This is a genomic window from Pseudomonas sp. (genome assembly GCF_041601375.1).
Lineage (GTDB): Bacteria > Pseudomonadota > Gammaproteobacteria > Pseudomonadales > Pseudomonadaceae > Aquipseudomonas.
In genome coordinates, this window is the sequence record NZ_JBFIIG010000138.1 from 1 (window position 1) to 11437 (window position 11437).

General features: G+C 62.1%; 9 protein-coding genes. 2 read left to right on the forward strand and 7 right to left on the reverse strand.

What is annotated here, in order from left to right; translation table 11 throughout:
• Positions 1-198: 198 nt before the first annotated feature.
• From ABZE94_RS16140 to ABZE94_RS16170, 7 genes are all read right to left on the reverse strand, one after another.
• Positions 199-1098, reverse strand: coding sequence for an ABC transporter permease subunit (locus ABZE94_RS16140; RefSeq protein ID WP_372876505.1), 900 nt, complete (start codon positions 1096-1098; stop codon positions 199-201).
• A complete protein-coding gene (locus tag ABZE94_RS16145; protein ID WP_372876513.1) occupies positions 1095-1976 on the reverse strand; it encodes an ABC transporter permease subunit in 882 nt (293 codons plus the stop codon). The genes ABZE94_RS16140 and ABZE94_RS16145 overlap by 4 nt, the downstream gene beginning before the upstream one ends.
• A gap of 26 nt (positions 1977-2002) precedes the next feature.
• Positions 2003-3145, reverse strand: coding sequence for an ABC transporter ATP-binding protein (locus ABZE94_RS16150; RefSeq protein WP_372876506.1), 1143 nt, complete (start codon positions 3143-3145; stop codon positions 2003-2005).
• A gap of 622 nt (positions 3146-3767) precedes the next feature.
• Positions 3768-4862 carry a polyamine ABC transporter substrate-binding protein gene (locus ABZE94_RS16155; protein WP_372876507.1) on the reverse strand — a complete coding sequence of 365 codons (1095 nt, stop codon included), beginning with the start codon at positions 4860-4862 and terminating at the stop codon, positions 3768-3770.
• A 162-nt stretch (positions 4863-5024) separates the two neighbouring features.
• The gene (locus ABZE94_RS16160; RefSeq protein WP_372876508.1) at positions 5025-6398 is read right to left on the reverse strand and encodes an aspartate aminotransferase family protein; all 1374 of its coding nucleotides are present in this window, start codon (positions 6396-6398) and stop codon (positions 5025-5027) included.
• Positions 6399-6462: 64 nt separating this feature from the next.
• Entirely contained in the window at positions 6463-7821 is a 1359-nt protein-coding gene (locus ABZE94_RS16165) for a glutamine synthetase family protein (protein ID WP_372876509.1), read from the reverse strand.
• A 28-nt stretch (positions 7822-7849) separates the two neighbouring features.
• A complete protein-coding gene (locus tag ABZE94_RS16170) occupies positions 7850-8617 on the reverse strand; it encodes a gamma-glutamyl-gamma-aminobutyrate hydrolase family protein (protein WP_372876510.1) in 768 nt (255 codons plus the stop codon).
• A gap of 277 nt (positions 8618-8894) precedes the next feature.
• Between ABZE94_RS16170 and ABZE94_RS16175 the strand changes: the two genes are divergently transcribed.
• The gene (locus ABZE94_RS16175) at positions 8895-10271 is read left to right on the forward strand and encodes a glutamine synthetase family protein (RefSeq protein ID WP_372876511.1); all 1377 of its coding nucleotides are present in this window, start codon (positions 8895-8897) and stop codon (positions 10269-10271) included.
• A gap of 146 nt (positions 10272-10417) precedes the next feature.
• Positions 10418-11437: polyamine ABC transporter substrate-binding protein (locus ABZE94_RS16180; RefSeq protein ID WP_372876512.1), on the forward strand; the 1020-nt coding region annotated here is incomplete at its 3' end.

The following is an 11437-nucleotide window of genomic DNA, read 5'->3' on the forward strand; positions in this document are numbered from 1 at the left end:
ACGCGGGTCCAGGCAAGCTTAATCTGTATGGATGTACAGTTAATGTCGCGACGAACGGGACGCCGCCCGGGTGCGGGATCGCAACGCCAGCCCGCAGCGACCGACTGGAGTGGCCGGTGCGCACGGCGCACCCTACCCGAGCCCCCCCACAAAAAAGGGCCACCGCAGTGACCCTTTTTCGTTCACTCAAACCGCTAGCTAAACAGTCGCGTGGACCTGCGACGGATCGCGGCGGCTGTCCGGGCCCAGTTGATCCCGGGTGCCGGTGGTTTCGTCCATGGCTTGCTGGATCGATTTCTTGCGCTTGTCTTCGGCGCGGCGGGCGATGAACCAGATGATGAAGGTCATCAGCGACACCGCCAGCAGGATCAGGCTGGCGATGGCGTTGATTTCCGGCTTCACGCCCAGGCGCACGGCGGAGAACACTTCCATCGGCAGGGTGGTGGAGCCGGGACCGGAGACGAAGCTGGCCAGAACCAGGTCGTCCAGCGACAGGGCGAAGGACATCATGCCGCCGGCCGCCAGGGACGGCGCAATCATCGGGATGGTGATCAGGAAGAACACCTTCCACGGTTTGGCGCCCAGGTCCATGGCCGCCTCCTCGATGGACAGGTCCAGCTCACGCAGGCGCGAGGACACCACCACCGCCACATAGGCGGAACAGAAGGTGGTGTGGGCGATCCAGATGGTCAGGATGCCGCGCTCGGCCGGCCAGCCGATCAGTTGCGCCATGGCCACGAACAGCAGCAGCAACGACAGACCGGTGATCACTTCGGGCATTACCAGCGGCGCGGTGACCAGGCCACCGAACAGGGTACGACCCTTGAAGTGAGTGACCCGGGTCAGCACGAAGGCCGCCAGGGTACCCAGCGCCACCGCCGCCACCGCGGTGTAGCAGGCGATTTCCAGGGAGCGCATCACTGCGCCCATCAACTGGGTGTTGTCGAGCAGGCCGATGTACCACTTCAGCGACCAGCCGCCCCATACCGTGACCAGGCGCGAGCCGTTGAACGAGTAGATCACCAGGATCAACATCGGCAGGTAGATGAACAGCAGGCCGACCCACAGCATGATGGTGGAGAAACTGTAACGCCTCATGGTCGACCCTCCATCTCTTTGGCTTGGTTACGATTGAACAGGATGATCGGGATCATCAGGATCGCCAGCATCACCACCGCCAGGGCGGATGCCACCGGCCAGTCGCGGTTGTTGAAGAACTCCTGCCACAGCACTCTGCCGATCATCAGGGTCTCAGGGCCACCGAGCAGTTCGGGGATCACGAACTCGCCGACCACCGGGATGAACACCAGCATGCAGCCGGCGATGATGCCGTTCTTCGACAGCGGCACGGTGATTTTCCAGAAGCTGTTGTAGGTGCTCGAGCCCAGATCGGCGGCGGCCTCCAGCAGGCTCTGGTCGTGCTTGACCAGGTTGGCGTAGAGCGGCAGCACCATGAACGGCAAGTACGAGTACACGACCCCGATATAGACCGCGACGTTGGTGTTGAGGATCTGCAGCGGACTGTCGATCAGCCCCATGCTCTGCAGGAAGCCGTTGAGCAGGCCGTTGTTGCTGAGGATGCCCATCCAGGCGTACACGCGGATCAGGATCGCCGTCCAGGTCGGCATCATGATCAGCAACAGGTACACCAGTTGCATTTCCTTGTCGGCCCGGGCGATGGCATAGGCCATCGGAAAGCCGAGCAGCAAACACAGGAGGGTGCTGAAGAAGGCCATCTGCAACGAGCCGAGGTAGGCGGCCAGGTACAGATCGTCCTCGCTGAGGAAGATGTAGTTGCCCAGGTTGATCACCACCGAGAGCTTGTTTTCCGCCCAGAGGTACACGTCGGTATACGGCGGAATAGAGACTTCGGCTTCGGCAAAGCTGATCTTCAAGACGATGATGAAGGGCAGCAGGAAGAACATGAACAACCAGATGAAGGGCACTCCGATGACGAAGTGCCGACCCCTGGGCAGGCGGCGGCTGATGCTTCGAGAAATGTTCATGAGCGCAATGCCACCCCGCTGTCATCCTCCCACCACACATAGACCTGGTCGTCCCAGGTCGGCCGCGCGCCACGGCGTTCGGCGTTGGCGACGAAGGACTGGACGATCTTGCCGCTGGGCAACTGCACGTGGAACACCGAGTGACCGCCGAGGTAGGCGATGTCGTGCACGGTGCCGCGCGACCAGTTGTACTCGCAGCTCGGCTGCTCGGTGGTGACCAGCAGCTTCTCCGGGCGAATGGCGTAGGTGATGCTCTTGTCCTGCACCGAGGTGCTGACACCGTGGCCGACGAAGATATTGCGCTCCAGGTCGGGGCTGTCGATCAGCGCATGGCCTTCCATGTCTTCGACCACCTGGCCGTCGAACAGGTTGACGTTGCCGATGAACTCGCAGACCAGGCGGCTGGTCGGCGTCTCGTAGATGTCGATCGGGCTGCCGATCTGGGCGATCCAGCCCAGGTGCATGATGGCGATGCGCTGGGCCATGGTCATGGCCTCTTCCTGGTCGTGGGTCACCATCACGCAGGTCACGCCGACCCGCTCGATGATCTCGACCAGCTCGAGCTGCATCTGCGAACGCAGTTTCTTGTCCAGCGCACCCATCGGCTCGTCGAGCAGCAGCAGCTTCGGGCTCTTGGCCAGGGAGCGGGCCAGGGCCACGCGTTGGCGCTGACCACCAGATAACTGGTGCGGCTTGCGCCTGGCGTACTCGCTCATCTGCACCAGCTTGAGCATCTCGGCGACCCGCGCATCGATCTCGGCCCGGGACATCTTGTCCTGCTTGAGGCCGAAGGCGATATTGTCGGCCACACTCATGTGCGGAAACAGCGCGTAGGACTGGAACATCATGTTGATCGGCCGCTCGTAGGGCGGCAGGTCGGTGATGTCCTCGCCGTCGAGGTAGATGCGCCCCTCGGTCGGCCGCTCGAAGCCGGCGAGCATGCGCAGCAGGGTCGATTTACCCGAACCCGAGCCACCGAGCAGCGCGAAGATCTCGCCCTTGTTGATAGTCAGAGAGACGTCGTCGACGGCGATGGTCTCATCGAATTTCTTCGTCACCCGCTCGATTTTGACCAACACCTCTTTCGGTTGTTGATCTCCCTCAAGAACCTTTTTATAGGCACTGGAAGCAACTGCCATTACCAAAACTCCCGCAAAAGTAGCGCCCAACCCCGACGGTCGGGCGTTTGAAATTACTGACCTGAGTCGGCCCTGTTCCAGCTTCGGCTCATCGGCCGCTGTCGCTTGGTCGGCACCTCCGCCGAGACACCCAATCTGTCCACTTACTGCTAATCACGGCCCCCGGCGATTGACCCGGGGCCTGGATAATTCGTATAGGCCTCGGCCTGTTGCTCGCGGTGAGCGGCGCTGCGGCGGCGCGCCTGAACTGTCGCCGTCCTGGGCCGCGGCCGGCAGGGCAAGCGCCGTAGCGCTGGCGGTCAGGGTGTTGCCGAATGCCGCTTGCACAGCTTGAATCCTGTCTGAATCGGGCCGCCCGCCAAGGCGCCGGTCGTCTATCGGTCAAGCCCTGCCGTGCAGCGGATCGACGCTGCCCAACTGCCATGCGCAGGCCAGGTTTTGCGCCTTGCCGGGCTAAACGCAGGCAACAGCATGGCGAATGGCACGGACTCGAGGCCGGCCAGCTGAGTTGAACGATGCATAGGGGCTCCCTTCTTGTTGTCAGGATTTCTGGCGGGATACCCCGCCAGAAATCGGCTGGCTCAGCAGATCGACTGCCTCCGCCACCTTGCCGGGCTCGCTATCAGCGGCCCGATTTCACCCTGGTCCAGCTGCGGGTAACGGCACGCTGCACCTTCGGATTCAGCTCGGCGAAGGTGTACAGCTTCTTCGAGGCTTCTTCGGTCGGGTAGATGCCCGGGTTGTTGCGGATCGCCTCGTCTACCAGCGGCGTGGCGGTGGCGTTGCCGTTCGGATAGGCAACATAGTCGGAGATCGGCGCGATCACTTCCGGGGTCAGGATGTAGTTGAGGAAGGTATGCGCCTCGTCGGCGTTCTTGGCATCGGCCGGGATGGCCATCATGTCGAAGAACGAGGCGGCGCCCTCTTTCGGAATCGTATAGGCGACCGGTACGTCGTTCTTCGCTTCCTCGGCACGCGCCTGGGCCTGGAACACGTCGCCGGACCAGCCCAGCGCGACGCAGATGTTGCCGTTGGCCAGGTCGGAGATGTACTTGGAGGAATGGAAGTAGGTGATGTAAGGACGCACCTTCATCAACAGTTCTTCGGCCTTCTTCACGTCGTCGACGCTGGTGGGGTTGGGGTTCATGCCCAGGTAGTGCAGCGCTGCGGCGTAGACCTCATCCGGGGCATCGAGCATGGCGACGCCACAGGCCTTGAGCTTCTCCATGTTTTCCGGCTTGAACAGCACGTCCCAGGAGTCGATGGTGTCGACGCCCAGGGCGGCCTTGACCTTCTCCGGGTTGTAACCGATGCCGGTCGTGCCCCACAGGTAGGGGAAGGCGTACTGGTTACCCGGATCGGCGGTTTCCAGGGCCTTCATCAGGTCCGGATTGAGGTGCTTCCAGTTCGGCAGCTTGGATTTGTCGAGCTTCTGGAACACGCCAGCCTTGATCTGCTTGGCGAGGAACTGGTTGGACGGCACCACCACGTCGTAGCCCGAACCGCCGGAAAGCAGCTTGGCTTCCAGGGTTTCGTTGCTGTCGAATACGTCGTACACCACCTTGATACCGGTTTCTTTCTGGAAGTTGTCCAGGGTGTCTTCGGCAATGTAGTCCGACCAGTTGTAGACGTGCAGCACTTTTTCTTCAGCTTGCGCGGCACCCGCCACCGCCCCGGCGAGGGACAACGCGAGAAGGGTTTTGCCGAATAGTTTCATGCGTACAGCTCCTGTTGTTGTAAAAATTTTCCGGATGATGCGCAGCCTGGCTGCAGCACCTCCCGGTGAGCCTGGCCAACGCTCTGGCCCAGTCTGGCAAGGTCGCGCCACTCTTTACAACTCTCAGCGTAGCCCGCCGATGGCGATAAAGAGCGGCGTGTTTCAGCCAGCAAGTTGCTCTGCGGTCAAGTCGAGGCACTGACGGGCCTTGTCCACCAGTTCGTCGATCTCGGCCTTGCTGATGACCAGTGGTGGCGAAATGATCATGGTGTCGCCCACGGCGCGCATGATCAGACCATTGGCAAAGCAGTGGCCACGACAGATCATGCCGGCCTCCGACTCGCTCGGATAGCGCTCGCGAGTGGCCTTGTTCTTCACCAGCTCGATCGCACCGAGCATGCCGACACCGCGCACTTCACCCACCAACGGATGATCGGCCAGCTCACGCAGACGCTGTTGCAAATACGGTGCCGTTTCTGCCTTGACCCGCTCGATGATTTTTTCTTCGCGCAGGATGCGGATGTTTTCCAGCGCCACCGCCGCCGCCACCGGATGCCCGGAGTAGGTGAAGCCGTGGTTGAAATCGCCGCCCTGGTTGAGCACCTCGACCACGGCGTCACTGACGATCAGGCCGCCCATGGGGATGTAGCCCGAGGTCAGGCCCTTGGCGATGGTCATCAGGTCCGGCTGCAGGCCGTAGAAGTCGCTGCCGAACCATTCGCCGGTGCGGCCGAACCCGCAGATCACCTCATCGGCGACGAACAGGATGTCGTACTTGGCGAGAATCTCGCGGATGCGCGGCCAGTAGCTGTCCGGCGGGATGATCACGCCGCCGGCACCCTGGATCGGCTCGGCGATAAAGGCGGCGACCTTGTCCTCGCCAACTTCGAGAATCTTCTGCTCCAGCTGGTCGGCGGCCCAGATACCGAACTCGTCCGGGCTCATGTCGCCGCCTTCGCCGAACCAGTAGGGCTGGGGGATGTGCTCGATGCCCGGAATCGGCAGGTCGCCCTGCTCGTGCATGAATTTCATGCCGCCGAGGCTGGCGCCGGCCACGGTGGAGCCGTGATAGCCGTTGATGCGGCTGATGATGACCTTCTTCTGCGGCTGGCCCTTGATCGCCCAGTAATGGCGCACCATGCGCAGCATGGTGTCGTTGCCTTCGGAGCCCGAGCCAGTGAAGAACACGTGGTTCATGCCCGCGGGGGCGATCTCGGCGAGGGTCTTGGCCAATTCCAGCACCGGTGGATGGGCGGTCTGGAAGAACAGGTTGTAGAAGGGCAGCTCTTTCATCTGCTTGCTGGCGGCATCGGCCAACTCGTCGCGACCATAACCGATGGCCACGCACCAGAGACCGGCCATGCCGTCGAGAATCTTGTTGCCTTCGCTGTCCCACAGGTAGACGCCATCGGCCTTGGTGATGATCCGCGGGCCGCTCTGCGCCAGCTGCTGGAAGTCGCTGAACGGCGCCAGGTGGTGGTCGCGGCTCATGGCCTGCCACTCGAGGGTTTGCGGGTTGCTTGCTTGCTTGGTCATATCCACCTCAAAAATGTACGTCATCAGCGGGTGCCGCGGGCCTCGCGCCCCGGCACCCGTTCGCTCAGACCGAGAGCAGGAGGAACTCGCGCTCCCAGGAACTGATCACGCGCTTGTAGTTTTCATGCTCGGCGCGCTTGACCGCCACGTAGCCACGGATGAATTTTTCGCCCAGGTATTCTTCCGCCGCCTTGCAGGCCTCCATCCGTTCCAGCGCATGTTCGATGGTGATCGGCAGGCGCAGATTGCGCCGCTCGTAACCCCGGCCCTTGACGGGCGCGCCAGGTTCGAGCTGCTCCACCATGCCCATGTAACCGCACAGCAGCGAGGCGGCCAGCACCAGGTAGGGGTTGGCATCGGCGCCAGCCAGACGGTTTTCCACCCGCCGGTTTTCCGGCGTGGCTTCGGGTACGCGCAGGCCGACCGTGCGGTTCTCTTCGCCCCACTCGACGTTCACCGGCGCCGAGGTGTCCGGCAGGAAACGGCGGAACGAGTTGACGTTGGGGGCGAACAGCGGCAGCAATTCGGGGATGTATTTCTGCAGGCCGCCGATGTGCTGCATGAACAGTTCGCTCATGCTGCCATCGGCATTGGAAAACAGGTTTTGTCCGGTCTTGATGTCCAGCACACTCTGGTGAATGTGCATGGCACTGCCCGGCTGGTCGGTGATCGGCTTGGCCATGAAGGTCGCCGCCACGTCATGCTTGAGCGCCGCCTCGCGCATGGTGCGCTTGAACACGGTGATCTGGTCGGCCAGGTGCAAGGCCTCGCCATGCCGGAAGTTGATCTCCATCTGGGCCGGGCCGTCTTCGTGGATCAGCGTATCGAGGTCCAGCCCCTGGATTTCGCACCAGTCGTAGACATCCTCGAACAGCGGGTCGAATTCGTTGGCCGCATCGATGGAGAACGACTGACGCCCGACTTCCGGGCGTCCGGAGCGGCCCATCGGCGCTTCCAGCGGGAAGTCCGGGTCGCTGCAGCGCTTGGTCAGGTAGAACTCCATCTCCGGCGCGACTATGGGCTTCCAGCCCTTTTCGGCATACAGCTTGAGTACATTCTTGAGAATGTTGCGCGGCGACAGCCCGATCGGGTTGCCCTGCTTGTCGAAGGTATCGTGGATGACCATGGCGGTCGGCTCGATGGCCCACGGCACCAGGAACACCGCATCGGCATCGGGGCGGCAGAACATGTCGATGTCCGCTTCGTCGAGCAGGGCGTAATAAATGTCGTCCTCGACGTAGTCGCCGGTCACGGTCTGCAGCAGCACGCTCTCGGGAAGGCGCATGCCCTTCTCAGCGAGGAACTTGTTGGTCGGCGAAATCTTGCCGCGGGCAATGCCGGTAAGATCGCTGATCAAGCATTCAACTTCGGTGATTTTGCGTTCTTTTAGCCAACTCGAAAGCTGGTCCAATTTGGTGCTCATAGAGACCTCAGGGTTGATTAGAACCGACTTATATATAGTCGGCCCTGCGCTGCCCCGCCCTCTTCCTGCAAGCCTCACCAAAGGCCTGGAAGATGGCGAGATAATTCGGGTTGGATCCTACCTGCCATTCGGGGTGCCATTGCACCCCCAGGGCAAAACTGGCCGCGCCTTCGACGGAGAAGGCCTCGACCAGCCCGTCTGGCGCCAGTGCTTCGACGCGAAGGCCCGGCGCCAGACGCTCAATGCCCTGACCATGAATGGAATTGACGGCAAACTCGTCGGGCAAGCCGAGACCGGCGAGCACGCCCCCCGGCTGCACCTGCAGGGGGTGACGCGAGGCATACTGCACCTCGAGCGGTTCATCGGCCGGTTCGCGGTGATCGAGCAGGCCGGCGACCTCGTGCACCTTCTGGTACAGGGTGCCGCCGAACGCCACGTTGATCTCCTGAAAGCCGCGACAGATGCCGAGCACGGGGACGCCAGCCGCGATGGCCTGGCGGATCAGCGGCAAGGTGGTGCGGTCGCGTTCGGGATCGTGCGCAGTACCGGCCTCGCTGGCCGAGCCGCTATAATGATGGGGCTCGATATTCGACGGTGAGCCGGTGAACAGCAGACCGTGCAGATTTTCGAGCAGGGTCGACCGATCGATCAGTTCGCCCAGCGCCGGAATGATCAGCGGCAAGCCACCGGCTCCGAGGGCTATGGCACGAACGTATTTGTCACCTGTTATATGGTGAAGATGTAGACCGACCTGTTTAGAGCAGGCGGTGACGCCGATCAACGGCAGGCGCGACATGTGACACCCGTTTTATTGCTGTTAGTGGGTTGAAACCGAGCTTAGCCTTGTTCATTTTTTTATACAATAGCCATGTAAAAAATTGAACACACCCCGATGAGCACCGCGCCAGGCTTGGCTCCGAAGGGGATAGCGCTGCCCTGTAACGCCCTGATAATGGCCACGATGCGCTTTTTTAGGGCAAAATAAGCCACCCTTGACAGACCTCAAGGTTTAAGATTGACTCACCTCACTGCAGTTTAATGATTGATATTTTTAACAACAAAGGTGTTGCATCATGTCGGTACCCCCGCGTGCCGTTCAGCTTAACGAAGCGAACGCGTTCCTTAAGAAACATCCTGAGGTCCTGTTCGTCGACCTTCTCATTGCAGATATGAATGGAGTGGTGCGCGGCAAGCGCATCGAGCGTGCGAGCCTGCACAAGGTTTACGAACGCGGCATCAACCTCCCGGCGTCTCTTTTCGCCCTGGATATCAACGGCTCGACAGTGGAAAGCACTGGCCTGGGCCTGGATATCGGCGATGCCGACCGTATCTGCTACCCCATCCCCAACACCCTGTGCAATGAACCCTGGCAGAAGCGCCCTACCGCGCAACTGTTGATGACCATGCACGAAATGGAAGGCGAGCCGTTCTTTGCCGACCCACGGGAAGTGTTGCGTCAGGTGGTCGCGAAGTTCGACGAACTGGGCCTTACCATTTGTGCCGCTTTCGAACTCGAGTTCTACCTGATCGACCAGGCCAACGTGAACGGTCGCCCGCAGCCGCCGCTGTCGCCGCTGTCGGGCAAGCGTCCGCATTCGACCCAGGTCTACCTGATCGACGACCTCGACGAATACGCCGAATGCCTGCAGGACATCCTCGAAGGTGCCAAGGAGCAGGGCATCCCGGCCGATGCCATCGTCAAGGAAAGCGCTCCGGCGCAGTTCGAGGTCAACCTGCACCACGTCGCCGACCCGATCAAGGCCTGCGACTACGCGCTGCTGCTCAAGCGTCTGGTGAAGAACATCGCCTACGACCATGAGATGGACACCACCTTCATGGCCAAGCCGTACCCGAACCAGGCGGGCAACGGGCTGCACGTGCACATCTCGATCCTCGACAAGGACGGCAAGAACATCTTCGCCTGCGAAGATCCCGAGCAGAACGATGCCCTGCGCCACGCCATTGGCGGCGTGCTGGAGACCATGCCGGCGTCGATGGCCTTCCTCTGCCCGAACGTCAACTCGTACCGCCGCTTCGGCGCGCAGTACTACGTGCCGAACTCGCCGTGCTGGGGTATCGACAACCGTACCGTGGCCCTGCGCGTGCCGAACGACAGCGCCGATGCCGTGCGCATCGAACACCGGGTCGCGGGCGCGGATGCCAACCCCTACCTGCTGCTGTCGGCCGTGCTGGCGGGCGTGCACCACGGCCTGACCAACAAGATCGAGCCGACCGCGCCGGTGGAAGGCAACTCCTACGAGCAGAACGAGCAAAGCCTGCCGAACAACCTGCGCGATGCCCTGCGCGAGCTGGAAGACAGCGAGGTGCTGGCGCGCTATATCGACCCGAAGTACATCGATATCTTCGTCGCCTGCAAGGAAAGCGAGCTCGCCGAGTTCGAGAACTCGATCTCCGACCTCGAGTACAACTGGTACCTGCACACCGTGTAAGCGCTACCCGACGCCGGCTTAATGCCGGCGTCGTTTTAACCAGCCGAATCTGCCGCATAGCCAACGACTCTGACAACCGCGCATAAGCCTGCGGCGGGCTACTGCTGCGCCGAATTCAGCCGTGGACGCACCGCAAGGAGAAACCCATGTTGCGCCTGATCGCTTCGCTACTGCTCGTGCTGCTGCCGATACTGGTTCACGGCGCACCGCAAGGTGTGCTGGAAAAACCCGCGGACAGCCTGCGGGTCTACAACTGGAACGACTACATCGCGCCGCAGGTACTCAAGCGCTTCGAGGCCGAAACCGGAATCCGCATCGACTACCACACCTTCAGCAGCGCCGAGGACATGCATGCGGCGCTTGCGGGCAGCGAGGCCATCGACATCATCGTGCCCTCGCACAACGACTTGCCGCGCCTGATCGAGGCCGGCCTGCTGCAACCCCTGGATTTCAGCCGCCTGCCCAACCGCAGCCACCTGGACAAGCAACTGCTGAGCAAGCTTGCCGCGGTCGATCCGGGCAATCGCTACGCGGTGCCTTACCTGTGGGGCGCGGTCGGCCTGGCGATCAACACGTCGCAGGCCGAAGCCGCGTTCGGTGGCCCGCTACCCGACAGCTGGAGCCTGCTGTTCGACCCCGAACAGAGCGCGCGCCTGGCCGCTTGCGGCATCAGCGTGCTGGATGCGCCGGACGAAACCCTGTCGCTGCTGCTCAACTATCAGGGCCGCAACCTGACCCGCAGCGCAGCGAGCCGCATCGAACGCGCCGGCAACGTACTCGCCGGCCTGCGGCCCAACCTGCGCTACGTCGACAGCGAACGCTATATCGATGACCTCAACAACGGCCGCCTGTGCGTGGCCATGGCCTGGGTCGGTGACGCCCTGGCGGCCGCCGACGCCGGCCAGCCGGTACGTTTTCTGGTGCCCGATGAGGGCTCGGTGCTGTTCATCGACAACCTGGTGATACCGCACAACGCCCGCCGCGCCGACCTGGCCCACCGCTTCATCGATTATCTGCTACAGCCCGAGATCGCCGCGCTGATCACCACGGAAACCCTCTACCCCAGCGGTAACGCCGACGCCAAGGGGTTTCTCGACGCGGCGCTACGCGATCAGCCCGGCCTCTACCCGGACGCCGAGACCAAGCGCCGCCTGCATGCCCTGGAG

Bases quoted from the DNA above. Each gene is read 5' to 3' on its own strand.
- ABZE94_RS16140 (WP_372876505.1), bottom strand. From the start codon at position 1,098: ATGAGGCGTTACAGTTTCTCCACCATCATGCTGTGGGTCGGCCTGCTG.
- ABZE94_RS16155 (WP_372876507.1), bottom strand. From the start codon at position 4,862: ATGAAACTATTCGGCAAAACCCTTCTCGCGTTGTCCCTCGCCGGGGCG.
- ABZE94_RS16150 (WP_372876506.1), bottom strand. From the start codon at position 3,145: ATGGCAGTTGCTTCCAGTGCCTATAAAAAGGTTCTTGAGGGAGATCAA.
- ABZE94_RS16160 (WP_372876508.1), bottom strand. From the start codon at position 6,398: ATGACCAAGCAAGCAAGCAACCCGCAAACCCTCGAGTGGCAGGCCATG.
- ABZE94_RS16165 (WP_372876509.1), bottom strand. From the start codon at position 7,821: ATGAGCACCAAATTGGACCAGCTTTCGAGTTGGCTAAAAGAACGCAAA.
- ABZE94_RS16170 (WP_372876510.1), bottom strand. From the start codon at position 8,617: ATGTCGCGCCTGCCGTTGATCGGCGTCACCGCCTGCTCTAAACAGGTC.
- ABZE94_RS16175 (WP_372876511.1), top strand. From the start codon at position 8,895: ATGTCGGTACCCCCGCGTGCCGTTCAGCTTAACGAAGCGAACGCGTTC.